At 67.9% G+C, this 24,698-nt stretch carries 24 protein-coding genes; 19 read left to right on the top strand and 5 right to left on the bottom strand.

Annotated features, from left to right (window positions below; all coding sequences use genetic code 11):
- Positions 1 to 11: 11 nt before the first annotated feature.
- Together dprA and KW843_RS21160 are read right to left on the bottom strand one after the other, a co-directional pair.
- A complete protein-coding gene (gene dprA, locus KW843_RS21165; RefSeq protein WP_218297122.1) occupies positions 12 to 1,196 on the bottom strand; it encodes a DNA-processing protein DprA in 1,185 nt (394 codons plus the stop codon).
- Positions 1,197 to 1,286: 90 nt separating this feature from the next.
- Positions 1,287 to 2,504 carry a LysM peptidoglycan-binding domain-containing protein gene (locus tag KW843_RS21160; RefSeq protein ID WP_218297121.1) on the bottom strand — a complete coding sequence of 406 codons (1,218 nt, stop codon included), beginning with the start codon at positions 2,502 to 2,504 and terminating at the stop codon, positions 1,287 to 1,289.
- Between the two features lie 199 nt (positions 2,505 to 2,703).
- Here KW843_RS21160 and def point away from each other — a divergent pair, with 199 nt between their 5' ends.
- The 12 genes from def to KW843_RS21100 all read left to right on the top strand — a co-directional run bounded on the left by def (position 2,704) and on the right by KW843_RS21100 (position 12,768).
- Entirely contained in the window at positions 2,704 to 3,213 is a 510-nt protein-coding gene (def, locus tag KW843_RS21155; protein WP_218297120.1) for a peptide deformylase, read from the top strand.
- 35 nt (positions 3,214 to 3,248) lie between these two features.
- Positions 3,249 to 3,719 (top strand): hypothetical protein, encoded by a 471-nt coding sequence (locus KW843_RS21150; protein WP_369643738.1) that lies wholly within the window; start codon positions 3,249 to 3,251, stop codon positions 3,717 to 3,719.
- A gap of 28 nt (positions 3,720 to 3,747) precedes the next feature.
- Positions 3,748 to 4,737 (top strand): methionyl-tRNA formyltransferase, encoded by a 990-nt coding sequence (gene fmt, locus KW843_RS21145; RefSeq protein WP_218297118.1) that lies wholly within the window; start codon positions 3,748 to 3,750, stop codon positions 4,735 to 4,737.
- Positions 4,734 to 5,558, top strand: coding sequence for an AzlC family ABC transporter permease (locus tag KW843_RS21140; RefSeq protein WP_218297117.1), 825 nt, complete (start codon positions 4,734 to 4,736; stop codon positions 5,556 to 5,558). Before fmt ends, KW843_RS21140 begins: the two co-directional genes overlap by 4 nt.
- On the top strand, positions 5,555 to 5,908 hold the full coding sequence (locus KW843_RS21135; RefSeq protein WP_218297116.1) for an AzlD domain-containing protein: 354 nt from the start codon (positions 5,555 to 5,557) through the stop codon (positions 5,906 to 5,908). Before KW843_RS21140 ends, KW843_RS21135 begins: the two co-directional genes overlap by 4 nt.
- Before the next feature lie 86 nt (positions 5,909 to 5,994).
- Positions 5,995 to 7,194, top strand: coding sequence for a phosphoglycerate kinase (locus KW843_RS21130; RefSeq protein ID WP_218297115.1), 1,200 nt, complete (start codon positions 5,995 to 5,997; stop codon positions 7,192 to 7,194).
- A gap of 209 nt (positions 7,195 to 7,403) precedes the next feature.
- Complete coding sequence (locus tag KW843_RS21125; RefSeq protein ID WP_218297114.1) at positions 7,404 to 8,093, top strand: hypothetical protein; 690 nt, start codon at positions 7,404 to 7,406, stop codon at positions 8,091 to 8,093.
- Positions 8,090 to 8,647: a FlgO family outer membrane protein gene (locus KW843_RS21120; protein ID WP_218297113.1), complete on the top strand. Its 558-nt coding sequence runs from the start codon at positions 8,090 to 8,092 to the stop codon at positions 8,645 to 8,647. Before KW843_RS21125 ends, KW843_RS21120 begins: the two co-directional genes overlap by 4 nt.
- A 166-nt stretch (positions 8,648 to 8,813) precedes the next feature.
- On the top strand, positions 8,814 to 9,641 hold the full coding sequence (gene pyrF, locus KW843_RS21115) for an orotidine-5'-phosphate decarboxylase (RefSeq protein WP_218297112.1): 828 nt from the start codon (positions 8,814 to 8,816) through the stop codon (positions 9,639 to 9,641).
- A gap of 54 nt (positions 9,642 to 9,695) precedes the next feature.
- Positions 9,696 to 10,592, top strand: coding sequence for a LysR family transcriptional regulator (locus tag KW843_RS21110; protein ID WP_218297111.1), 897 nt, complete (start codon positions 9,696 to 9,698; stop codon positions 10,590 to 10,592).
- A gap of 197 nt (positions 10,593 to 10,789) precedes the next feature.
- A complete protein-coding gene (locus tag KW843_RS21105; RefSeq protein WP_218297110.1) occupies positions 10,790 to 11,779 on the top strand; it encodes a tripartite tricarboxylate transporter substrate binding protein in 990 nt (329 codons plus the stop codon).
- Positions 11,776 to 12,768 carry a succinylglutamate desuccinylase/aspartoacylase family protein gene (locus tag KW843_RS21100; protein ID WP_218297109.1) on the top strand — a complete coding sequence of 331 codons (993 nt, stop codon included), beginning with the start codon at positions 11,776 to 11,778 and terminating at the stop codon, positions 12,766 to 12,768. The genes KW843_RS21105 and KW843_RS21100 overlap by 4 nt, the downstream gene beginning before the upstream one ends.
- An 80-nt stretch (positions 12,769 to 12,848) precedes the next feature.
- On the opposite strand, the gene KW843_RS21095 is transcribed toward KW843_RS21100, so the two are convergent.
- Together KW843_RS21095 and KW843_RS21090 are read right to left on the bottom strand one after the other, a co-directional pair.
- Positions 12,849 to 13,967 (bottom strand): helix-turn-helix transcriptional regulator, encoded by a 1,119-nt coding sequence (locus KW843_RS21095; protein WP_255594851.1) that lies wholly within the window; start codon positions 13,965 to 13,967, stop codon positions 12,849 to 12,851.
- Between the two features lie 333 nt (positions 13,968 to 14,300).
- Entirely contained in the window at positions 14,301 to 16,901 is a 2,601-nt protein-coding gene (locus KW843_RS21090) for an FG-GAP-like repeat-containing protein (protein WP_218297108.1), read from the bottom strand.
- A gap of 319 nt (positions 16,902 to 17,220) precedes the next feature.
- On the opposite strand from KW843_RS21090, the gene KW843_RS21085 reads away from it, so the two are divergent.
- The 6 genes from KW843_RS21085 to KW843_RS21060 all read left to right on the top strand — a co-directional run bounded on the left by KW843_RS21085 (position 17,221) and on the right by KW843_RS21060 (position 21,876).
- Positions 17,221 to 17,901, top strand: coding sequence for a hypothetical protein (locus KW843_RS21085; RefSeq protein WP_218297107.1), 681 nt, complete (start codon positions 17,221 to 17,223; stop codon positions 17,899 to 17,901).
- A 60-nt stretch (positions 17,902 to 17,961) separates the two neighbouring features.
- Complete coding sequence (locus KW843_RS21080) at positions 17,962 to 19,296, top strand: right-handed parallel beta-helix repeat-containing protein (protein ID WP_218297106.1); 1,335 nt, start codon at positions 17,962 to 17,964, stop codon at positions 19,294 to 19,296.
- A 56-nt stretch (positions 19,297 to 19,352) separates the two neighbouring features.
- On the top strand, positions 19,353 to 20,042 hold the full coding sequence (locus tag KW843_RS21075; protein ID WP_218297105.1) for an IPTL-CTERM sorting domain-containing protein: 690 nt from the start codon (positions 19,353 to 19,355) through the stop codon (positions 20,040 to 20,042).
- 73 nt (positions 20,043 to 20,115) lie between these two features.
- Positions 20,116 to 20,532, top strand: coding sequence for a globin domain-containing protein (locus tag KW843_RS21070; RefSeq protein WP_218297104.1), 417 nt, complete (start codon positions 20,116 to 20,118; stop codon positions 20,530 to 20,532).
- A gap of 12 nt (positions 20,533 to 20,544) precedes the next feature.
- Positions 20,545 to 20,910, top strand: a complete 366-nt coding sequence (locus tag KW843_RS21065; protein WP_218297103.1) for a hypothetical protein — start codon at positions 20,545 to 20,547, stop codon at positions 20,908 to 20,910.
- Positions 20,911 to 20,952: 42 nt separating this feature from the next.
- Entirely contained in the window at positions 20,953 to 21,876 is a 924-nt protein-coding gene (locus KW843_RS21060; protein ID WP_218297102.1) for a DKNYY domain-containing protein, read from the top strand.
- A 103-nt stretch (positions 21,877 to 21,979) separates the two neighbouring features.
- Here KW843_RS21060 and KW843_RS21055 read toward each other — a convergent pair whose 3' ends face one another.
- Positions 21,980 to 22,420, bottom strand: coding sequence for an acyl-CoA thioesterase (locus KW843_RS21055; RefSeq protein ID WP_218297101.1), 441 nt, complete (start codon positions 22,418 to 22,420; stop codon positions 21,980 to 21,982).
- 279 nt (positions 22,421 to 22,699) lie between these two features.
- On the opposite strand from KW843_RS21055, the gene KW843_RS21050 reads away from it, so the two are divergent.
- On the top strand, positions 22,700 to 24,682 hold the full coding sequence (locus tag KW843_RS21050) for a methyl-accepting chemotaxis protein (RefSeq protein WP_218297100.1): 1,983 nt from the start codon (positions 22,700 to 22,702) through the stop codon (positions 24,680 to 24,682).
- Positions 24,683 to 24,698 lie beyond the last annotated feature (16 nt).

Here is a 24,698-nt window from a genome sequence, read left to right as displayed (position 1 = left end):
GAGGGGGCGCCTCAGGCGGTCCCCAGCCGCTGGAACAGGCCGCCCGGCAAACGGGCAACGCGGCCCTCGAGCTCCAGCTCCAGCAACGCCACCTGCAGCGACGCCGCATCCATGCCGGTGCGGGCCACCAGGGCATCCACGCCCATGGGGTCAAAACCCAGGGCCTTCAGCACAGGGCTGTCTGCCCCTCCGTGGATGCCCGGGTCGGTGTTGCTGCATGCTGACCCGAAGTCAACGAGCTGCCTGTCCACCGCCGGGGCGGAAGGCAGGCGCAACTCTTCCAGCACGTCCTGCGCGGACTCCACCAGCTTGGCCCCCTGGCGTATCAGCGCATGGCAGCCCCGTGATTGCGGTGCGTGGATGGAGCCGGGAATCGCAAACACTTCGCGGCCCTGTTCGGCCGCCATTCGGGCAGTGATCAGCGACCCCGAGGCCAGTGCCGCCTCCACCACCAGAGCCCCCTGGGAGAGGCCGGAAATGATGCGGTTGCGCTTGGGAAAATTGGCGGCCAGCGGTGGCGTACCCAGGGGGTACTCGCTGACCAGAAGCCCGTGCGTGGCGATGCGGTGCGCGAGGTCCAGGTTCTTGCGCGGATAGACACGGTCGAGCCCCGTGCCCACCACCGCAATGGTGGCAGGTGCAACCTGCGCCGCGGCTTCAGTGACAACGTCCAGCGCCCCTTCATGGGCCGCAGCATCCACCCCCAGCGCAAGCCCCGAGACAATGGTGAGGCCCGCCCCGCGCAGTGTCCGGGAAAAAAGCCGCGCGTTGTCCGCGCCTTGGGCGGTGGGATTGCGGCTTCCGACCACCGCGAGGCACCGGCCAACGGGAAACGGGGCCTGCGTGACCAGCCGGGCAGGGCCCATCAGGTACATCAGCAGCGGCGGGTCTTCGGTATCCAGCAGAGACTGTGGATACCGGTGGTCACCCAGCGTGACCACCGCGCGCGCAGGCCCCTGGGGATCGGCGCCCTCCAGCCATTGCCAGGTGGTATCGAGCAGCGCTTCCCATTCGCTGGGCACGGCGCACAGCGCCTTGGCCTGGGCCAAGGTCACACATTGCTGCAGCGCAGACTCCGATTGCTGGAAGACCGCCTGGGGCAGGCCAAAGCGCGCCAGCAGGCGCCGTGCGGCGCCATTGCCCACCCCCGCGGAGAGGGTGAGGCGCAACCATGCTCCCAGCTCGTCGCGGTCCATGATGGCGGTTGTAGAAGGCAAACAGCAGCAAAACAGGCCAGGGCCCGTGCCGCCCCTGGGCGGCTTCGCGGCCCCGGCAGGTCCGCGCAGTTACTCCTGGGGATTCACCAGGCGGTCGCCAACCCGCACGCCACTGCGAATCTCCAGGATCAGGGCATACGAAACCCGGTCGAAGGTCCGGAACACCATGGCGGTTCCGTTGTTCTCACTGGGCAGCTTGACCATGGTCTTCGCATCGCCGGTCACATCCTTGATGCGATCGCCCTTGGTCAGCAACGACAGCACATGGCCCGGCTCGATGCCGTCCTGCGAGCCCAGGTTGATCGCAACCACCTGGTTCTGGGCGGCGTAGGCCGCCGAGAAGCTACCGTAGATGGAGACGACCCGCGCGTCGACGTCGATATGGGGCGCACGGGGTGTGTAGCTGGTAAAGACCCGGGCGGGCGCAGGCAGGATGCGGTCCCCCGCGCGGATCTCCTCCTTGGTGCCCGACAGATCCACCGTGGCAGGCACATACTCGGAAATATAGCCGCCCTTGCCGTTGGGGATGTCCTCGAAAGACTCTCCCCGCACCAGCTCGGCCTTGCCCAGATACTGCGCTTCGTACCCCAGGATTTCACCCGTCACGGGATCCTTCATGGCCACGGCATCGCGAAAGACACGGAAGAAACGGGGCTCGCCCGCCTCGGCTCGAACGGGTGCGGAAGCATCCCCGCGCACATAGGCCCGGTCGCCACTGGCCATCAGCACCCGGTCTTCGGTGGTAGCGATGATGCGGGGAGCGCGCTGCAGCACCTGGGCATCCACCACCAGGGGCTCCACGAGGAAAGGCTCGATCAGGTGGGGCTTGAGGGTGGGCAGCGCGGTGCTGGCCAGGCTGTCGCTGCGGGTGCGCGGAGACACGCGCACCGTCTGCGTCTCGGGTTCCGCCACGCCCGGGGGCGTGGTCCGCAGGCGTGCATAGCCTCCATCCTTGTCCAGATACAGCGTCTGGCCCGGGTAGATCAGGTGGGGGTTCGGAATGGACTGGAGGTTCATGCCCCACAGCTCCGGCCAGCGCCAGGGACGCTTGAGGTACATGCCCGAAATGCCCCACAGCGTGTCGCCGCGCTTGACGGTATAGGTATCCGGTGCATTGGGCGCCAGCTCCGAAAGGGGAACGCCACGCTCCGATACCTGCTGTGCGGTCGCGCGCTGGCCGCTGGAGATGGGGTGGTTCTGCGCCTGGGCCGGGGCGATCAGCAAAGCGCCAGCGATCATGGTGAGCGCGCCCAGGGCGGTCCGCCGAACGCTGGTGAATGCCGTCATGTTGTTCCTCTTCTCATGCATTGTGAAACGCCCCCTCACTGGCGCCTCGGTGCCAGCAGCATGCGGGCGACCGGGCATATACGTTACAAACCCTCTTAGATTCTCTGCTCAAGCCCTTGATTCGGCAACGATTATTGGCCTGCAACGCTGCGGCGAACCTCAAAAGTGGCGAAAATAGCGACATCTCTCGGCAGCATCCATGGCAATCCTTCCCATTCTCTGTTACCCGGACCCCCGGCTCCACAAGGTCGCCCGCCCCATCGAGGCGGTGGATGACCGCGTCCAAAAGCTGGCGGCCGACATGCTCGCCACCATGTACGACGCCCACGGCATCGGCTTGGCCGCCACCCAGGTGGACGTGCATGAGCGGCTGGTCGTCATCGACGTGTCCGAGGAGCGCGACGCGCCCTTGGTGCTGATCAATCCGGAACTTGTCTGGACCAGTGCGGAAAAACACCTCAACGACGAGGGCTGCCTCTCGGTGCCCGGTATCTATGACGGCGTGGAGCGCTTCGATGCCGTGCATGTGCGGGCACTGGATGCACAGGGACAGTCGCGCGTCATCGAGGCCGATGGCCTGCTGGCCGTCTGCATCCAGCACGAGATGGACCACCTGATGGGCAAGGTGTTCGTGGAATACCTCTCGCCGCTCAAGCGCAACCGCATCAAGACCAAGATGATCAAGCAGCAGCGGGGGGCGCGCGAGTGACCCGCCCGGCGCTCTGCACCCTCAGGGGTGGCGGAGTGCTGGCGCTGTCGGCGCTGGTGGTCCAGCTCGCGGGCTGCGCGCTGCCCGCCCGTGAAGCGCCCGGCGCGCTGCGCGCCGATGTCATCGCCAGGCTGGGACCACCCACCGCCACCTTCTCCCTGCCGGGCGGCGAGCGGCTGCTGTACTCCGAGCTTCCCGCGGGGTTTGCGGCCTATAACCTGGATTTCGACGCCAGCGGCAAGCTGGTGCGCAACGAACAGGTGCTGACGCAGACACGCTTTGAGAACATCCCCGTCGGAGCCTGGACCCTCGCCGATGTGCAGCGCACCTTCGGCGCCCCCTTGCGCGTGGAACGGGTGGCGCGTTTTGATGGCGACATCTGGACCTACCGCTTCCGCCAGAATTCCGACCCGCGCCTGGCCCATGTCCACCTGGACCGCCAGGGCGTGGTGCGGCTCGTGATGTTCACGGACGAACAGCCCAACTTCGACAACACGCGCGACTGACCTGCCGCGCACCACCCCATTGGTTTCCATGAGAGTCATTTTTGCCGGCACGCCCGAATTCGCCCGCGCGGCGCTGGAACAGCTTCTGGCCGCAGGCTTCACCGTCCCGCTGGTCCTCACCCAGCCCGATCGCCCCGCCGGCCGCGGCATGAAGCTCCAGGCGTCTCCCGTCAAGCAGTGCGCGCTGGACCACCGCATTCCCGTCGCCCAGCCGCGCAGCCTGCGCCTGGAAGGCAAATACCCGGACGATGCCGCCGCAGCGCGCGACGCCCTGCTGGCCGCCCAGGCCGATGTGATGGTGGTGGCCGCCTATGGGCTCATCCTGCCGCAGTGGGTGCTGGACCTCCCGCCACGGGGATGCCTGAACATCCATGCCAGCCTTCTGCCGCGCTGGCGCGGCGCGGCGCCCATCCACCGCGCCATCGAGGCCGGGGACGCGGAAACCGGCATCACGATCATGCAGATGGACGCTGGCCTCGATACCGGGCCCATGCTGCTCACGGAGCGGCTGGCCATCGCGCCGACGGACACGACCGCCTCCCTGCACGACCGGCTGGCCTCCCTGGGCGGCCGCATGATCGTGGAAGCGCTCGAACTGGCCGCCTGCGGGGGCCTGCGGGCAGAGCCCCAGCCAGCCGAAGGCATCACCTATGCCCACAAGATCGAAAAAACCGAAAGCACCATCGACTGGTCTTTGCCTGCCACGCTGATCGGGCAGCGCATCCGGGCCTTCGATCCCTTTCCTGGCGCCAGCACCGAATGCGCAGGAGAAACGATCAAGGTATGGAGCTATGAAATAGATAGCAATATACCCGCTAACGGCAAGCGCCACGGCCAGATACTCTCGGTGGACGGCCAGGGCGTGGCGGTGGCCTGCGGCGAAGGCGCGCTGCGCCTGACCACCTTGCAGCGCGCCGGCGGCAAGCGGCTGGCGGCAGCGGATTTCCTGCGGGGGTTCGACCTGCAGCCCGGCATGGTGCTGGGCGCCGCGCCCGCCGTGGCGGTGGCGCCGGCATGAGCCACAGGGACCTCGTCGGCCGCACGCTGCGCCACCCCTCCTTTCGCATGGCCGCCACCGACATGGTGGGCACGGCCGTGGGCATTGGCGCGTGGGGCCTGGTCACCGGGGTGGTCATGGTCAAGAGCGGCCTGCCCATCGGCATGGCCGTCTTCATGTCCCTGGTGGTGTATGCCGGCAGCGCGCAGCTGGCGGTCATCCCGCTGATGGCGGCGGGCGCGCCGCTGTGGGTGGTCTGGCTCACGGCCAGTTGCGTGAACCTGCGCTTCGTGATCTTCAGCAGCATGTGGCGCAGCTACTTCGCGCACCTGCCCGTGCGGCAGCGGCTGGCCGTGGGCTATTTCAGCGGCGACGTGATCTATGTGGCCTTCATGAAACGCTTTCCCGAACCGCGCCCGCAGCCCGAGCAGTTGCCGTACTTCTGGGGCGCAGCGGCCACCAACTGGCTGGCCTGGCAGGTGCCGTCCATCGCGGGCATCTTCCTGGCCAATGCCGTGCCGCTGTCCTGGGGCCTGGGGTTCGCGGGCGTGCTGGCGCTGCTGGGCGTGCTGCTGTCGCTGCTGTTCGACCGGGCCACCTGGCTCGCCACGGGCGTCGCCGCGACGGCCGCGATCGCGGCCTTCGCGCTGCCGCTCAAGCTCAACATCCTGGTGGCCCTGGCCGCCGCCGTGGCCGCGGGGTTGCTCATGGAGGCCGTGGACCGCCGCCGCCACAAGCCGGAACTGCTGCTGGTGCCCGCCGACAGCGTGATGCCGCCCGAGGAACGCGAACACGTCGAGGCGGGTGACATCGTGCCGCTGCGCGAGGAGCGCCACCCATGAATGCGCCCTGGTCGTCCTGGTGGGATCTGCTGGAACCCTTCATCGCCGTGGCGGGGCTGGCCGTCATCACGGTGGTCTCGCGCTCCTTCTTCATGATTCCCGAGCGCGAGCTGCCCCTGCCCGACTGGCTCAAGCGCGGCCTCAAGTACGCGCCACTGGCCGCCCTGACGGCCGTGATCGCGCCCGAGATCCTCATCACCCGGGGCGAGCTCATCGATACGCTCATGGACGCCCGGCTCCCCGCCGTCCTGTGCGCGAGCGCGTACTACTTCTGGCGGCGGGGCATCCTGGGGACCATCGTGGTCGGCATGGCCGTGTACCTGCCGCTGCACATCGGATGGGGCTGGTAGGGATCGGTGGCGGGGCAGGGCCGCGGGTGGGGCCGCCTAAAATGGCGGCCCTGATCCACGTGCCCCCACCAGGAAGCCCCCCTCCCATGAACATCCTCCGCTTTTCCGATCTCTGTGCCCAGGGCAAGGCCCAAGGCCAGCGCGTCTTCATCCGCGCCGACCTGAACGTTCCACAGGACGACGCCGGCCGCATCACCGAAGACACCCGCATCCGCGCATCCATTCCCTGCATCCGCATGGCGCTGGACGCCGGCGCCGCGGTGATGGTGACCAGCCACCTGGGCCGTCCGACCGAAGGCGAATTCAAACCCGAGGATTCCCTGGCCCCCGTGGCCGCGCGCCTGGCCGAGCTGCTGGGCCGCGAGGTGCCCCTGGTCTCGAACTGGGTGGACGGCGTCGCCGTCGCCCCCGGCCAGGTCGTGCTGCTGGAGAACTGCCGCCTGAATGTGGGCGAGAAGAAGAACAAGGAAGACCTGGCCCGCAAGCTGGCCGCTCTGTGCGACATCTTCGTGAACGATGCCTTTGGCACCGCCCACCGCGCCGAAGGCACGACCTACGGCATCGCCCAGTTCGCACCGATCGCCTGCGCCGGCCCGCTGCTGTCGGCCGAGATCGATGCCCTGACCAAGGCCCTGGCCCATCCCCAGCGCCCGCTGGCGGCCATCGTGGCGGGCTCCAAGGTATCGACCAAGCTCACCATCCTCAAGAGCCTGGCCGACAAGGTGGACCAGCTCATCGTGGGGGGCGGCATTGCCAACACCTTCATGCTGGCGGCGGGCCTGCCCATCGGCAAGAGCCTGGCCGAGCCCGACCTGCTGGAAGAAGCGCGCGCCGTGATCGCCGCCATGAAGGCGCGGGGCGCGGAAGTGCCGATCCCGACCGACGTGGTCACCGCCAAGAGCTTTGCCGCCGACGCCCCCGCCACCGTCAAGGCCGCGGCCGATGTGGCCGAGGACGACCTGATCCTGGACATCGGCCCCGACACCGCCGCCCGCCTGGCCGCCCAGCTCAAGTCGGCAGGCACCATCGTCTGGAACGGCCCCGTGGGCGTCTTCGAATTCGCCGCCTTTGAGAACGGCACGCGCGAGATCGCCAAGGCCATCGCCGACTCGCCCGCGTTCAGCATCGCCGGTGGTGGCGACACCCTGGCGGCCATCGCCAAATACGGCATCGACAAGCAGGTGGGCTACATCTCCACGGGAGGTGGGGCCTTCCTGGAAGTGCTGGAAGGCAAGACGCTGCCCGCGTTTGAAATCCTCGAAAAACGCGCCGTTACCAGTGTTTGAAATTTGTTACACGCGGACGCACAAGCAAATGCAGCCGCGCGTAAGCAAGCACGCCAATCTGTGACCAAAAACAACGAATTGCGTGTGTCTGGGCGCAGTTACCTCAATTTTTTCTTGTTTTTGTTGAGTATCGCGCCCAGAATTATTTTTCAATCGCGTGGGATGTATCTGTTCATGTCCCCGCCTCTCAAAGTCCGTAGGAGGGAATCATGAAATTTTCAAAGGCAGTCAGCTTGGCGGTGCTCGCCGGCGCTGTGGCTACTTTGGCGGGATGTGCTTATCGTTCGCCCATTCCCCTGGCGGAAAACTTTGAGCTCACGGTACAACCCAAGGTCCGCTCCGCCGGTCACTGGGAACTGGTTTCCAACGACGTGGTGGCGCAAACGCTCAGCACGCTCGACAAGTCTGGCATGGCGCCGGGCACGCCGCTGCATGTGGCCTTGCCGCCCAACCCCAGCCCGTTCGACCTGGCGTTCCGCGACTTCCTGATCACCAAGCTGGTCCAGAGCGGCGCCCCCGTGCTGCAAGACCCCGGCCAGACGCTCAACGTGACCTACAACACGCAGGTCGTTCGCCACAACAGCCCGCGCCCCCATTTCATTCCCGGCCAGTTCACCATGATCGCCGCGGGCCTGATGGCCGCCTATGGCCTGCGCCACGAACACCTGGACGCTCAGATGCTGGCCACGCTGGGCCTGACCTCGCTGGCCGACTACGGCGCCAGCATCAACTCGGGCGGCCCCACCAACACCGAAATGATCCTGACCACCACCGTGACGCGGGGCGGCCAGTACGTGGCACGCAAGACCGATGTGTACTACCTGGAAAACGCGGACACGCCGTTGTTCCTGCGCCCCTCGTACTACAAGAACGTCAACATGAAGGTGGTCTCGCAATGAAATCCACAGCACTTCTGACCGCGCTGGCCGCCGCAGCCCTGCTGGCAGGTTGCGCCAACAACGGCACGCCCGTGCGCACGGAGCCCACGTACCAGGAAGCCGCCAACAACCAGTTCCTGGCCAACAGCCGCGATGCCGTCGCCAAGCTCACCGCGGGCTTTGACCTGAGCGCTGCAGGCAGCGGCCCGGTCCTGGTGGCCACCGTCGTGAACGTGAACGACCTGAGCCGCTCGGCCCCCCTGGGCCGCACGCTGTCCGAGCAGTACGCCTCGCACATGGCGTCCAGCGGCTTCAACGTCAAGGAAATCAAGCTGCGTGGCGACGTGTTCGTGCGCGAAGGCGCCGGCGAGCTGCTGCTGTCGCGCGAGATCAAGGACATCGCGCGCAGCCACAATGCGTCGCTGGTGCTCGTCGGTACGTACTCGGCCGCGGCCAACTACACCTACGTGAGCCTGAAACTCGTGCGCACCGAAGACAGCCGCATCATCCGCGGCTACGACTACGCACTGCCCAACGATCGCGACGTGCAGCGCCTGCTGGCCGTACAGCGCTGAGCGGCCGCCCGCAAGCCGGTCCCGCACAAGAGCAACAAAAAAGGCCGTCGAGACGGCCTTTTTTGTTGCCCGCCGGCGGCCACCAGGCCATGCCGGTGCCACGGCAGCCGTCCCGGCCGCCAGAAAACCCCGCCGCGGCGGATGCCCCCACCTAAAATCACGCCCCATGACTTTCACCGACATGCTGCGCGACGCCACGGCGCAGAACAACTCCCTGCTGTGCGTGGGCCTGGACCCGGAACCCACTCGGTTTCCTGCGGGAATGCAGGGCGAAACGCACAGGATCTACGACTTCTGCGCGGCCATCGTGGACGCCACGGCCGACCTGGTCTGTGCGTTCAAGCCCCAGATCGCCTACTTCGCCGCGCATGGCGCCGAAGACCAGCTTGAGCGCCTGATGCAGCACATGCGCGCCAACGCGCCGCACGTGCCGGTGATCCTGGACGCCAAGCGGGGCGACATCGGCTCCACGGCCGAGCAGTACGCCAAGGAAGCCTTCGAGCGCTATGGCGCCGATGCGGTCACGCTGTCGCCCTTCATGGGGTTCGACTCCATCGAGCCCTACCTGGCCTACCACGGCAAGGGGGCCTTCCTGCTGTGCCGCACCTCCAACCCGGGCGGCGACGACCTGCAGACCCAGCGCCTGGCCAGCGTCGAAGGCCAGCCGCTGATGTACGAGCATGTGGCGCGTCTGGCGCAGGGCCCCTGGAACAAGAACGGCCAGCTGGGGCTGGTGGTTGGCGCCACCTACCCGCAGGAGATCGAACGCGTGCGTGGCATCGCGCCCACGCTGCCGCTGCTGATTCCCGGCGTGGGAGCCCAGGGGGGCGATGCCGTGGCCACGGTGCGGGCGGGGCTGCGCGACGGGGGGCCGATCATCGTGAACTCGTCGCGCTCGATCCTGTACGCATCCAAGGGCAGCGACTTTGCGGCCGCCGCCCGTACCGAGGCCCAGCGCACCCGCGCGGTGCTCGAAGCGGCGCGCGCGCGCTGATCCGCACCCGCACGGCCCCCAGCCCCGCGCCGCCGCCGCACCCCGGATCGGCCCATGCAGCTCAAGTGGCTTGAAGACTTCATCGTTCTCGCGCAGGAGCGCAGTTTCACGCGCGCGGCCGAACTGCGGCATGTGACGCACCCCGCATTTGGCCGGCGCATCCGCGCGCTGGAGGCCTGGGCGGGAACGCCGCTGGTGGAGCGGGGCGGCGGCCCCGTCTCGCTCACGCCCGCGGGGCAGAGCTTTCTGGAGACCGCAGGCCACATGGCGCGCAGCCTGGCGCAATCGCACGAGGAACTGCAGAGCCTGGCCGGCCGGCAGGCCCGCACCGTGACGCTCGCCACGGGCCGCACGCTGGCACGCACCGTCGTGGCCGACTGGCTCGTGCGGCTGCAGCCCCTCCTGCAGAACGGCGAGCTGTGCATCCGCACCCGCGCCCTGGCCGACACCGTGGCGATGCTCGAGCGCAACGAGGCCGACTTCTCGCTGGTCTACCACCATCCGGCACTGGCGATCCGGCTGGACGCGCGCCAGTTCACGCACGTCACCGTGGCCTCCGACCGGCTGGTGCCCGTGTCGCGCGCCACCGCGCAGGGCCAGGCGCTGCACCGGTTCGGGCAGGGCCCGGCACTGGTGCCCTACCTGGCCTACGCGCCCCAGCTGGCCCTGGGCCGGCTGGTGGAAGACCACCTGACGCAGAACCCCCACGCGCCGCGCCTGCAGCGCGTGGTGGAGTGCGACTCCGCCGACGCCCACTACGAATACGTGCAAAAGGGCCTGGGCGTGGCCTGGCTGCCCTGGTCCATGGTGCATGCCGACTGCAAGGCCCGGCGCCTGGCGCCCGCGGGCGACGCGCGCATGGAAGTGCGCTTCGACGTGCGCCTGTACCGGCCCAAGCGCCGCCTGGGGCCCATGGCCGAGGCGCTGTGGAAAGCCCTCTCCCAGCGCTGAAGCCCAGGGGTTTCCACCAGGGCCTGCAACCCATTTGGCAACAGACCGTGCCGTTTCGGCACCACGCTGGGGGGCGCGCCTTTTCACAATCGTGCCACCCACCGCGCGTGCCGCCGGGGCCGGCCTGCATGCATGCATGCACCGCCGGCCCGGGGCGCGCGGTGCCCAGCCCCCACGACGACCCAGGAGCCCGAACCATGCCCCACACCTTTTCCCGCCGCCGTGCCACGGCCGCCGCCACCGCCCTGCTGTGCGGCCTGTGCTTGCCCGCCGCGTCCGCGCTGGCGCAGGACGCCTACCCCTCCAAGCCCATCACCATCGTCGTGGGCTACCCGCCGGGGGGCAGCACCGACCTGACGGCGCGCACCGTGGCCACGGAGCTGGGCAACAAGCTCGGCGTGCCCGTGGTGATCGAGAACGTCGGCGGCGCGGGCGGCGCCATTGGCGCGCAGAAGGTGGCCAGCGCGGCCCCGGACGGCTACACCCTGCTGGTGGGCGCGAGCAACGAGATCGCCATCAACAAGCTCGTGACCAAGAAGGTGAAGTACGACGTGAAGGACTTCACCGCCATCGGCCTGATCGCCTCGCAGCCCCTGGTGCTCGTGGCGTCCACCGGCTCGGGCGTGAAGAACCTGGCCGAATTCACGCAGAAGGTCTCGAAGAACCCCGGCAAGTTCAGCTACGGCAGCTCGGGCGTGGGCACCTCGCTGCACCTGGCGGGCGAGATGGTCAAGGAGCAGGGCAAGCTGTTCATGACGCACATCCCCTACCGCGGCGTGGCGCCGCTGACCAACGACCTCATGGGCAACAACCTGGAGTACGGCGTGTTCGTGCTCTCCAGCGGCCTGCCGCACATCCGAAGCGGCAAGGTGATCGCCCTGGGCACCACCGAGGCCAAGCGTTCGGCCACCACGCCCGAGATCCCGGCGCTGGCCGAAACACCGCAGTACAAGAACGTGGACATCGGCGTGTGGTTTGCCCTCATGGCACCCGCGAACCTGCCCAAGCCGGTGTTCGACAAGGTGAAGAAGGCCCTGAACGACAGCCTGCAGTCGCCCGAATTCCGCAAGAAGATGGAAGCCACCGGCTCCACCGTGGCCGCCACCAACGTGAACATCGACCAGTTCCTGTCCGCCGAAGTGGCCAAGTACAAGAAGATTGTTGAATTCGCCAAGATCGAAGAATGAACGCCCAACACGACCACAGCAACGCGGCCCAGCCGCTGCGTTTTGAACTGCCCGCACCCGACCTCGGCGCCTGGCGCGCGGGCAACACCGGCACCGAGGGCGTGTGGCATTTCGACTCGGGGCAGCCCGGGCGCCACGTGATGGTCAGTGCCCTGGTGCATGGCAACGAGCTGTGCGGCGCGTGGGCCCTCAAGGGGCTGCTCGAAGCGGGCGTGCGCCCCGAACGCGGCACCCTCACGCTCGCGTTCTGCAATCTCGATGCATTCGACCGGTTCGACGCCCGCCAGCACGACGCCTCGCGCTTCACCGATGAAGACCTCAACCGCCAGTGGCTGGACGAGCGCATCGACGCGGCCGACACGGCCGAGCGCCGCCGCGCCGCCGCGTTGCGGCCCTTCGTGGCGCGCGCGGACTGGCTGCTCGACATCCACTCCATGCACGAGCCCTCGGCGCCGCTGCTGCTCACCGGCATCCAGCCGCGCAACCTGGAGCTGGCACGCGCCATGCGCTCGCCCGAGCACATCGTGGTGGACGCGGGCCACAAGGACGGCGTGCGCATGCGCGACTACGGCCGCTTTGGCGAGCTGGAGGACAACGGCACCCGTTCGCTGCTCATCGAATGCGGCTTCCACGGCGACCCCGCCAGCCGCGCCGTGGCGCAGGACCAGTGCGTGCGTTTCCTCGCGCAGTCCGGCGCGCTCGGCGACGAGGCACTCGCACGGCAACTGCCCGGCTGGCGCCTGCCCGACGCCCCGCGCCAGTGGGCGCTGGAGGTGACCGGCCCGGTGGTCGCCACCAGCAGCGCCTTCCGCTTCGTGGCGCCTTACACCGGGCTGGAGGTGTTCGAGAAAGCCGGCACCCTGATTGGGGACAACGACGGCGTGCCCGTGACCACGCCCTACGACGACTGCGTGCTGGTGATGCCCTCGGTGCGGCAGGCGCGGGCGGGCGTGACGGTGGTGCGCTACGCGCGGCGGCACCTGCTGTAGGCGGTGGCCAGATCATCAAGATGCTTCTAATTTGATAGCATTCTGCGCTTGATGAGCAAGCGCCAGCAGGTCATTGACGGCTATTTCATCAGATAGGCCTGCAGCTCCTTGCGGCTCTGGACCCCCAGCCGCGTGTAGATCTGCCGCCGGTGGTACGTGGCCGTGTTGGCGCTGATGCCCATGCGCGTGGCGATCTGCTCCCCGGGCACTCCGCGCGCCAGCCAGTACGCCAGCTCGTGCTGGCGCTGCGGCAGGCCCAGCGCGCGCAGCGTGGGCAGCAGCCGCGCCACGCGCGCCACCCGCTGCGTGATGTGGATGCCCACCGCCCGGCCGCCGTCGAAGTCACCTTCACCGGCCCCCGCCGCGGCCGCCATCTGCGTGGCGCGCAGCGAAAACCAGCCGCTGGCGTTGTGCAGGTCCAGTTGCGGCAGCGCTGGCGCCCGGCCCCGGCCGGTGCCGTCCTGCTCCACCCAGCGCAGGCGCTCCAGCAGCACGCACAGCGCGGGTGGCAGCTCGTTGCGGCGGTACCAGCGCATGCCAAAGGCCAGCGCCATCAGCTGGTCTGCCTGGGGCGATGTCCACAGCAGCCTGCCCTGCGGCGTGGCGACCAGCATGGCGCTGTCATGCACCACACTGTCCTGCGCATCCAGCTCGCCCGGCTGCAGGGCACGCGCCAGCCAGGGCGAAGTCCGTTCAAGCAGGGCGATGTCTTCAGGCGCAAAGCGCGGCGCGCCAGGCCGGCGGCACAACTTGAGCGAGCCCACGCCCCGGCCTTGCGGCGTGCGCAGCACCAGGCTCAGAAAATCCTGCCACTCCGACGGCCGCGCCAGCTCGTTGTAGAAATCGCTGCGGATGAATTCGTGGTGAGTGACCTGGAGGATCTGCTCCATCAACAGCACCCCATGCTCATGGCGCACCGCCGCGTCGAAGTCGTGCAGGCTGTAGCGCACCAGCTTCAGCTCCTGCGCCTTCATCCGCGGGTCGAAGTACAGGTGCATCCACTCGCGCGCGGGTGAGGGCTCGATGTAGGCGTCCAGCGCCCCCTGGGCATCCGGATAGAAAAAAACCCCGCTATCGAAGCCGATGAGGCGGTGCAGTTCGTGCAGCACAGGCTCGATGAGCTGCAGCCCGCTGAAATCCAGGCAGGCCATCTGCCGCAGGCGCGCCAGGGCCTGCTGCTGCGTGCGGGAAAGGGACATAGACATAGGGCGCGTGGCAGGTGCGCCGCATCCATGCGGCACCTGGCGGGAGCGTAACGCATCGCACCGCCCCTGCGCCCCGCCCCCAGGGGTGGGGCACCGGGGGCGATGGGAACTCCTGTCGTGTCAGTGGCAGGGGCTGGCCCGGACACGCCACGAAAAAACTCCCCGCGTTCCTGGCCCCGGCCACCGGCGTCCACATGGGCGCGAGCGACGGCCCGCCTGGAAGACCAGCGAGGAGCACGCCACCCTGTTCGCCTGCGGCCCGCCGGGATGACATGCCTGCCAACGTTGCCGCAGGAGGAAAGCAGGCCCTCGGCCCCCGGGGGCGCGTTACCGCCCCATGCGGCGCCGGACCAGGGCCAGCATGGCCAGGGACAGTCCCATCAGTGCCAGCGGACTGTTCGCGGGCACTGACACAGGGCCGCCGCCACCGCCGGGCGGGATGGATCCCGCGATGTTCGTCAAGGCAAACGTCTGCGTGATGGGTTGCTCCAGCACGGTGTCGTACACAATGGCGCTGACTTGGTGCAGGCCCACCGTGGCATCAGCGGTGGCCGTGACTTCCGCGAACCCACCGGCATCGGCCAGCGCGCTTTCCGCAGACAGCACCACCCCGCCGGAGGTGATGAAATAGACACGCACCTGCGGCGTGTTGCTGCCGTCCCAGCCAGTGACTTTCACGCGCAGTTTCTGGGCAAAGGTGGTATTGATCGGCGTGCTTTGGGGCGTGCCGCTCACCGTGGTCATGAACTTGGGCAGATCGGCCACGTTTCTCAGCAGACGGGTTTGGGGGCTGACCAGCGCACTGCCCTGCACGCTGGCCTTCACCGAGTAGGTGCCGACAAACCCGTTGGCCGTCCCGCTCACCTGCGCGTTGCCTGCGGCATCGGTCACCGCCGTCAGTGCCGAGAAACTCGCCGTGGCACCCGAGACCGGATCGGTCGTGATGGCAAAAACAACCGTTGCGCCTTGCACCGGGTTGCCAAAAAAGTCCTGCACGTGCGCCGTGACGGGTGCCGAGAACGGCTTGGTGACATACGTCCATTGCGGCGTGGACACGTCAAAGGCAATGGCGGCGGCGGCGCCGGCCGGTGCGGAGTTCGACAGCTTGATAGAGGCACCGGTGGTGCCAGGCGCCGTGGCACTGACACTGTAGGCGCCAGACTTGCCCGTGGCGGTGGCCGTGACCGCCGCGAACCCGTTCGCATCCGTCACGGCCGTGGACGACGACAGCACCACGCGCGACGGTACGCTGGGGCCGCCGAACGTCACCGTGACGCCGGCCTTCGGATTGTTCGAGGCGTCGGTCACCCGCACCTGCAATGGCGTGCCAAAGGCAGTGTTGACCAGCGTGGTCTGGTTGTTGCCCGCCGTGACCGCCAGACTGTCAGTGTTGGTATTGCACAAATTGAAGAGCGGCACATTGCCCAGGCCGGTGATGAATCCCTTCATCTGATAACAACCCATCACGCCATTGGCCACCGGGGTATAGCTGAAGACACCTTGCGCATTGGTGGTGCCCGAGCCCGTGGACGCGATGGGCAGGCTGGGCCCCGGGTTCACCGGGGTCATGCTCACCGCCAAGCCCGGCACGCCCACTCCATTGCTGTCGAGCACCTTGATCGACAGGGGTTGCGCAAAAGGGGTACTGAAAACGGTGCTCTGCGGCGTGCCGGTCGTCACGATGGACGAAGCAGCAAGGGCAATGGTCTTGAAAACCGCAATTGTTCCGGCCCCCGGGCCTGACGCCACGAGATCGGCGCGGCCATCGCGATTCAGATCAATGGCGGCGAGCATGCGCGTGACCGAATAGCCGATATGCTCATTCAATACAAAGCTGTGGTTGGCCTGCTGCAATCCCACATAGCCATCGGAGATTACGTCCAGCCGGCCATCGCCATTCACATCGGCGACGATGACTCGCCCCATGTCACGGCCGCCTCCGCTGGAAACCCCCGTGGCGAAAAGCTTGGTGCTCGGTAAAAAGATACCGTTGCCCACGCCCTTGGCCAGCCAGACACCTTCGCCGTACTGGTTCTGCAAGAGCAAATCCAGCTTGCCATCTCCATCGACGTCAGCGATTTCAATATCTTCAATATTACCGACGCCGGCGCCTACACCAAGAAGTTGCGCTTGCGGTGCAAATGCTCCGTTGCCCGTACCTTTCAACCATGAAACCGTTGGGCTATTAACATCGTCGACAAAAACCAGGTCTGCTTCCCCATCGCCGTCAATGTCGGCCAGCTGTGTTTCACGTATAGTGCTATAGGAGGCCAGACCGCTGTAGGACACCTCATATTGACCCGTCAATATGAAAAATCCCAAGCCGACGTTCTGCAAAACCTCAAAATAGTGATTTCCACCCAAATCGCCTGGTTCATAGACGCCGACAACAATGTCCAATTTCCCGTCATGGTTCAGATCGGCAAGCATGGGGTTTTGAGCACCATAATCACTCGCATCCGCCAGCCCGGGCCGGGCCAGGGCACTGAAATCCCCATTGTTGTTGCCCGACCCTTTCAATATGGATACACCCAGACGGTCGGTAATGACCAGGTCCATCTTGCCGTCCCCATCCATGTCGCCCGCAGAAATGCCGTTGGGTGTTTGCAGGCCGAACACCAGGTTATTGAAATCATGCTTGAGCGCCAGGCCGCCAATGGGAGTGCCGAGATAGATGAGAAGCTGGTCGGTCTGAGCATTGAGAACCGCCAGATCGGGATAGCCATCGTTATTGAAGTCAGCACTCACGGCCGCTGTCGAAACATTGGGGGCGTTGCTGGCGCTATTGGCCTGCAAATCTGGCGGGCCATAGATATTGGCCGCTTGCGCTGGCAGCGCTGCCACGCAGAACGCGGCGGCGGCTGCAATGCCCATGGCAACGCCTTTCGCCCCTTTTATCCATCTGGTTGCTGTTTTGGGAGTTTTCATGGCTCTTGAATCCGACTGTTTCACTGGAAATCAGTTTAGGAAGCCAAGTCCCCCGGCGCCCCACCCCTGGGGATAGGCGCATCCACAAACAATCCGGCATCCCGGATCAACCGGGTGCAAGCCAGTGGATGACTGTGGTGGCGCGCAAAGCGAGCCCTTCGCCATCCCGCCCCTGGGGGTGGGGCGCAGCGGCGGGGGAATCCATAGACTGGGCGGCAGGTGCGAAATTGCTCCTGAAAACATAGCTTTTTGCGCTTGATGGGCAAGCGCTGGGGCAGTTTTTCTGCCATTTTTCGCCCATCACATCCACACACCGCCCATGCGAAAACACCTTGCCCTGCTGGCCCTCGCCGCCTTCGCCCACGCGGGCGCCTGGGCCGCCACCTACAGCTACACCAACAACGGCTACGCCGCCGCCAGCCTGCACAACTACACGGCGCCCTGCGGCGCGGGCAACTGCGCCAACTTCACCGCCGCCATGGCCCCGACGGCCACCTTCACCACGGCCGTGCCGCTGGCGCCCAACCTGGTCAACGCCGATGTCCTTTTTCCGGGCGGCAACATCCTGGCATTCACGGTGTTCGACGGGGTTACCACCTATACCCTGGGGGACCCGCAGGTGGCGGGGTTGTACCAAGTGAATGTCTCCACCGATGCCGCGGGCCAGCTGACGGCACTGTCGATGATCGTCCTGCGCTGGCAGAACCCCGGCCCGCACAGCGGCGCCAACATGCGGCTGGACTCGGTCAACACCGAGGGCGGCGCCTACCACAACGTGATATGCCAGGCCATCGATGTCGAAGACCGATGCACCGTCTGGGAAGCGCCCGGCAGCATCGACGGCAATACCAGTTGGGCCAATGTGGGCACGGCGCCCGCAGCCGCCGTGCAGAGCGTGCCCGTAGACAACCCCTTTGCCTTGGCCATCACTGCCGCCGGCCTGCTCGGCCTCTCCGGGCAGACGCTGCGAAGACGTCGCAAATTGCTCCCCAAAAAATAGCGCGCAGCGATTGATCCACCACCACTGAAGGCGCTTTTCATTTCGGAAACGCCACACCCCATGAAAAAACACATTGCGCTGCTCGCGCTGGCTGCATTCACCCACGCCGGGGCGCAGGCCGCCACTTTTGTGGTCGATGCCACGGCAGACCTGATCGACCCCACCCCCGGTGACAACATCTGCGGCACGGGTGCTGCGGGCACCTGCTCGCTACGCGCCGCCATCATGGAAGCCAACGCGCTGGCGGGCGCCGACACCATCACGCTGCCCGCGGGCACCTTCACACTGACGCGCGTGCCCGCCCCCAGCAACCTCCTGCAGATCACCAGCGACCTCACCATCAACGGCGCGGGCGCGGGCGACTCCTTCATCGTGGCCAGCAGCGGCAGCGGCGGCGACCGCATCGTCCTCCAGATCCTGGGCAGCCCCACCGTCAACCTCAACAACCTGGCCATCACCGGCGGCACCGGCGCGGGCGCGTCGTATGGGGGTGGGCTGTTCATCGGGGGCGGCACGGCCACGCTCGACCATGTGGCGGTGCACGGCAACAGCGCGGCCGGGTCCTCCACCCAGCAGGGCGGCGGCATCTACGTGTATGAGACGGCCACGCTCCACCTGATCGACAGCGAAGTCTCGGGCAACACCGCCCCCAGTGGCGGGGGCGGCATCGCGGTGCGCCAGACCGGCATTGCCAACATCACGCGCAGCACCATCACGGGCAATACCATGCCCCATCCTGGGGGCAGTGGCGGCGGCATCGCCAACAACGGCACGCTGAACCTCACCAACTCCACCGTCTCGGGCAACACGGCGGTGGGGGCCGGGGGCGGCATCTCGGGGGGCAGCGGCGGCACCACCACCATCCGCTTCAGCACCATCGCCCACAACACCACCGGCGCAGGCAATGGGCAACTGAGCGTCTTTGGCGCCACGGCCCACATCAGCGGCAGCATCGTCGCCAACCCGGCGGCGGGCCTCAATTGCCGGTTCCAGGCGGGCGCCCTGGTGTCCGGTGGCAACAACCTCGACAGCGGCACCACCTGCGGCTTTGGCGCGGTGGGCGATATCGCCAGCGCCAACCCCCTGCTGGCGCCGCTGGCCTACGCCAACAGCCTGCCCAACCAGACCCACGCACTGCTGCCGGGCAGCCCCGCCATCAACGCCGGCCCCACCACCGACCTGCCCGCCACCGACGAGCGTGGCACCCCACGGGTGCAGATGGGGCGCGCCGACATCGGCGCCTATGAATCCGCCCTGGCCCCAGGCGCCGGGCCGGGGAATGGGGGCGGCGTGCAGGCAGTGCCCGTGGACAGCCCCATCGCCCTGGCGCTGTCTGCCTTGGGTCTGCTGGGCCTCGCGCTGCGCGGCGGGCACAGGCTGCTTCTAAAGAAATAGCTGCATCGCTTTAGTTCTGAACGCTTGAGGCATTTCTTTACTCCCCCAAAAGCCCCATGAAGAAGCACCTTGCGCTGCTCGCGCTGGCCGCAGGTACCCACGCGGGCGCCTGGGCCGCCACCTACACGTATACCTATACCGGCAACCCCTACACCGCGCCCACCCTGTACAACTTCACCCACTGCACAGTGGGCAACTGCGGCAGCTTCACCACGGCGATGTTCCAGTCGGGCTGGTTCACCACGGCGGCGCCCTTGCCGCCTGGCCTGGGCAATGCCGACATCTCCGCCCTGGTGACAGGCTTTGTGTTTTCAGACGGGCTGACCAGCTATTCCAGCGCGGCGGGTGACACGCTGTATTCCGCCTCCGCGGACACCGATGCCAACGGCGCATTCACCGACGCCAGCCTCACCTTCTTCCACTGGGAGACACCGGCTCCCCATGCCGTGGGCGACCGCGTGAACCTCATGGGCCTGCATGAATTCGTCAATCACAACTACGAATGCCAGCAAGTTCCCGCTCCCTACAGCGGCGTGTGCACGACGGCGGTGGCAGGCACTTCGGGCAGCTACATCGACAGCCATCCCCACACCACAGGCTCCTGGCTCGTGACCGTCCTGCCTGCAGCGCCGGGCGCAGGCGTCAGCGCGGTGCCCACGCTGGGCGAAGGGGGCCTTCTGCTGCTGGCCGCCTTCATGGCGGGCACCGGCATGGTGATGCGACGCAAGGCGCCCCGCGACTTTTGAAAGAGGCCGGCCACGCCGCAGGGGCCTCGCAGACTTTACCTATCGACATCTTTCCGTTTCAAGGAGTTTCCCCATGTCCCCCGAACAGATCCACCTCGTGCGCCAGAGCTTTGCGCAGGTTGCGCCCGTCGCTGCGCAGGCAGGCGCGCTTTTCTACTCGAAGCTGTTCGCGCGCGACCCGGCCATCCAGGGGCTGTTCGGGTCGTCCGACATGCACGTGCAGGCACGCAAGCTGCTGGACATGATCGGCGATGCCGTGCGCCTGCTTGACCACCCCGAGCGGCTGGACGCCGCGCTGCGCGCCCTGGGCCAGCGCCACACGGGCTACGGCGTGCAGGCCGCGCACTACGACACGGTGGGCGCCGCCCTGCTGGAGACGCTGTCCGACGCGCTGGGCGGTGCCTTCACCCCCGCCACGCGCGAGGCCTGGGGCGCCATGTATGCCCACGTGGCGCGTACGATGCAGGCGCAGGCACAACTGCAGCACTAGCCAGAAAGCCCCATGACCCCCACCACGCCCCGCCTTCGCGCCCGCGCCGCCGCCTGCCTGGCGGCCGCACTGGCCATCTCTTGCGTCACTGCCATGGCCCAGACCGCAACGCCCCTGCTGTTCAAGATCGTCACGGTGCGCGACGAGATCCTTGTCGCCGTGCCGCCGGACGAGGCCGGGGCTCCGCGCCCCGAGGCGGCCGCCATCGGCCAGGCCCTGGCCGCCAAGGGCGCGCTCAGCCTCTGGCAATACGCCCCGCGCAAGGGCACCGACGGCGCGCTGGAGCTGGCCCCCCGCGCCAGGATCAGCGTGCTGGCGCACGACAGCCTGCGCGTGGAGCCGTACCCGCCCGCGCTGCGGGTCGTGCCGGTGCCATAGGCCCGCCGCGCACCGCGCCGTGAGTGCCTGTCCACGTTCCCCATGCGGGTCCGCACGCCTGCGCTGACAGGGTCGGCTGCCACCGGGCTCACCCGCGCCTGCGCGCTGGCGCTCGGGGCGCTGGCCGCGCTGTGCGGCTGCGACGGCAGTGCCACGGGCTACCAGCGCGGCTGGGCGGGCGCCTGGACCTACGGCGGCGCGGCCTTTGCCCCGGCCGACCCGGCCACGTTCCAGCCGCTCTCGCCGCACTTCGGGCGCGACGCGCGGCAAGGCTACTGCCGGGGCAGTGCCGTGGAGGGCAGCGAGGGCGCCACGTTCGAGGCGCTGTCGGAGCACGAGGCGCGCGACGGCCGCGCGGTCTACTACTGCAGCACCTACCGCAAGGCGCAGGAGTACTGGGCCTACCAGCACCTGCGCATCGCCACCATTCCCGGCGCCGACGCGGCCAGCTACCGCGTGCTGGCCCACCGCCATGCCCGCGACCGGCACCGCGCCTACGACCGGGGCCAGCCCTTCGCGGTGCGCGATGCGGCCAGCTTCGAGCCGCTCAGCCCCCGCTTCGCGCGCGATGCGCAGCGCGGTTATTTCGAGCATGCCGACATCCCCGGCAGCCACGGCGCAAGCTTTGCGCTGATGGACGAAGACGATCCCGGCTACGCCCGCGACCGCGCGCACGCCTGGCACGGCCACATCGAGGTCAACCAGCCGAACCGGGGCCCGCACCCGGTGCTGCGCCCCTTGCAGGGCGCCGACATGGCCACGCTGCGCGCCCTGGGGCGGGGCTACGCGGCCGATGCGCGGCGGGTGTGGTACCAGGGCGAGCCGCTGGCGCGGGCGGATGCGGCCAGCTTCACGGTGCTGACCGAGGCGACCGCGGAGGTGGACGCACGCGACCGCGCGCAGGCATGGCAGCGCGGGCGGGCCGTTGCGGGCAACGATCCAGGCCCCAGCCCCGGCGTGAGGTGAGGCACGCCGTGTCTCCACCCGCCGCCCTCCAGGGGCAGGGGCCTGCCGCGCGTTGCCAGGGCCCGAAGGCCACCGGCGGGCGGAACAACGCCGCCCGCCCCCGTCACTGCGCCGCGCGCGCGGCCTCCACATGCGCCTTCACCCGCTGCGCCAGGGCCATGTCGCCCGGGGTTTCGGGGCTCCACCTGTCGATGGCGCGGGGCTGTTCATCGGCGTCCACGGCGGTGTACACCGCCACGCAATGCAGCACCTCGTGCTGCGGCTCGCCATGGATGCCGCCGCTGCGCACCTCCACGGCCAGGTGCATGCCGGTCTCGGTGGTGAAGGCCAGGCGCGCATGCACTTCCACCAGGTCTCCGGGCCGGATGGGGCGCACGAAGTGCGCGCCGCCCACGAACTCGGTGATGCAGGGGCCCTTGGCCCAGGCGCTCGCACAGGCAAAACCCGCCTCGTCCACCCAGCGCAGCACGGTGCCGCCGGGCACCCGCCCCGCCTGCGGCAAGGTGCTTTGAGACGCCAGGAAACGCAGGGTGAGGGATTGCATGCCGGGGTGCTCCAAAGGACGGGAGGAGTTCATTATTCTCCAGCGCACCATTTGCTGCGGCCCTGCTCCAGCCGACCGAGGGGCGGTGCGGGACGCCCAGCGGGCACACACGCCGTGCCGCAAAAAATTGACCTGAGTCAAAACCCTACTGAAGACAGACCCCTACATTGCGTTACATTCCGCGCGGTCTGATGGAGGGCCGCATCCCAGTCGGCGGGTGCCGACACCCCGCCCCTGAGGTCTATCTTTTTGCGCACACATTGACGTGCGCCTACTGCCATGTCACTTCTGCACCGGTTAAACCTGCTCGAAAAATTCCTCATCCTGGGAACACTCGGGCTCATGATGAGCGCGCTGCCCACCTACCTGACGGTGCGCGATTCGCTGCACGCCATTGGCCACGCGCGCCACGAGGCGCAGGGCGTGGTCCCCGCACAGGCGCTGACCCGGCTGGTGCAGCAGATGCAGGTGCACCGGGGCCTGTCCGTGGGCATGCTCGGTGGCGACGAAGCCCTGGCAGCGCGCCGCCCCGCCGCGCGCGATGCCGTCAACACGGCCCTGGACGATGTCACCGCCCGCTTTGCGGCTGCCAAGGTGCCCGCCCCCCAGATGGCCACCTGGACCCAGGCCCAGCAGACCTGGCGCACGCTAGAGCAGGCCGTTGCCGCACGCAGCATCGAGCAGGCCCAGAGCACGGCGCAGCACACGCAGCTCATCGCATCGCTGCTGCAGCTCAACGAATCCTTGCTGCATGCCTATGGCCTGCAGATCGACCCTGACGCCGACACCCATGCGCTGATCCAGGCCTCGCTGGTGCAGGCGCCCATGCTGGGCGAAAAGCTGGGCATGCTGCGCGCCCAAGGCGCCAGCGCACTGGGCAAGCACGAGCTGACGCCCCAGGGCAAGGGCCAGCTGCTGGTGCTGCAGCAGCGTGTGGCCGAGCTGCAGGCTGACACTTTCCGGGGACTGGACCGCGCCCTGCAGGGCAACCCCGATCTGCAACGCGCCCTGGGCAGCAACGCGCAGGCGGTGCAGGGCCAGATCCAGCAGTCGCTGCAGATGGCCGAGCGCGACGTGATCAACGCCAGCGAACTCCAGCTGCCCTCCAAGGACTATTTCGACGCGTTCACCCGCACCATCGAAGCGCTGAACGCACTCAACAACCTGTCCATGGCCAGCCTGGACCAGGCCCTGCAGGCCCGGGTGTCCGACCTGCAGCGCCGGCTGCTGTGGATGGCGCTCGCCCTCGCCGTCACGCTCTCGGCCACCAGCGCCATGGCCCTGGTGTTCGTGCGCTCCATGACGGGGCCGCTTTCGCAGGCCGTGGCGCTGTCGCGCGCCGTGGCCCAGGGCGACCTGAGCGGCAGCGCGCTGGCCCACGGCACCAACGAGGTCGGCCAGCTGCTGGAGGCCCTGATGCAGATGCGCGCCCAGCTCACGCAGGTGGTGCGCCAGGTGCGCAACGGATCGGAGAGCGTGGCCACGGCCAGCGTGCAGATCGCGCAGGGCAACAGCGACCTGTCGGCCCGCACCGAAAGCCAGGCCAGCGCGCTGGAGGAAACCGCCGCGTCGATGGAGCAGCTCAGCTCCACCGTGCGCCAGAACGCCGACAGCGCGCGCCAGGCCAGCACGCTGGCCCACAGCGCGAGCACCGTGGCCGTGCAGGGCGGCGAGGTGGTGGCCCAGGTGGTGGACACCATGCAGGGCATCAACGCCTCGTCGCAGAAGATCTCGGACATCATCGGCGTGATCGACTCCATCGCGTTCCAGACCAATATCCTCGCGCTCAACGCCGCCGTCGAGGCGGCCCGCGCGGGCGAACAGGGCCGGGGCTTCGCGGTGGTCGCGTCGGAGGTGCGCTCGCTGGCCGGGCGCAGCGCCGAGGCGGCGCGCGAGATCAAGGCCCTCATCAGCGCCAGCGTGGAGCGCGTGGAGCAGGGCACGGCCCTGGTGGACCGCGCGGGCACCACGATGAACGAGGTGGTGACCGCCATCCGCCGCGTGACGGACATCGTGGGCGAAATCAGCACTGCCAGCCATGAACAGTCGCTGGGCGTGGCCCAGGTGGGCGAGGCCGTGACGCAGATGGACCAGGTCACGCAGCAGAACGCCGCGCTGGTGGAAGAAATGGCCGCCGCCGCCGGCAGCCTCAAGGTGCAGGCCGAAGACCTGGTGCACGTGGTGTCGGTGTTCCGGCTGGGCGACGAAGGCCAGGGCCAGCACAGGGCGCTGCGCCCGGCAAAATCGCTACAAATTCAGTAGCTATTGGCGCTTATCC

The sequence above is a fragment of the Acidovorax sp. sif1233 genome, assembly GCF_019218755.1.
GTDB lineage: Bacteria > Pseudomonadota > Gammaproteobacteria > Burkholderiales > Burkholderiaceae_C > Acidovorax.
This window is presented reverse-complemented; position numbering and strand designations above follow the sequence as displayed.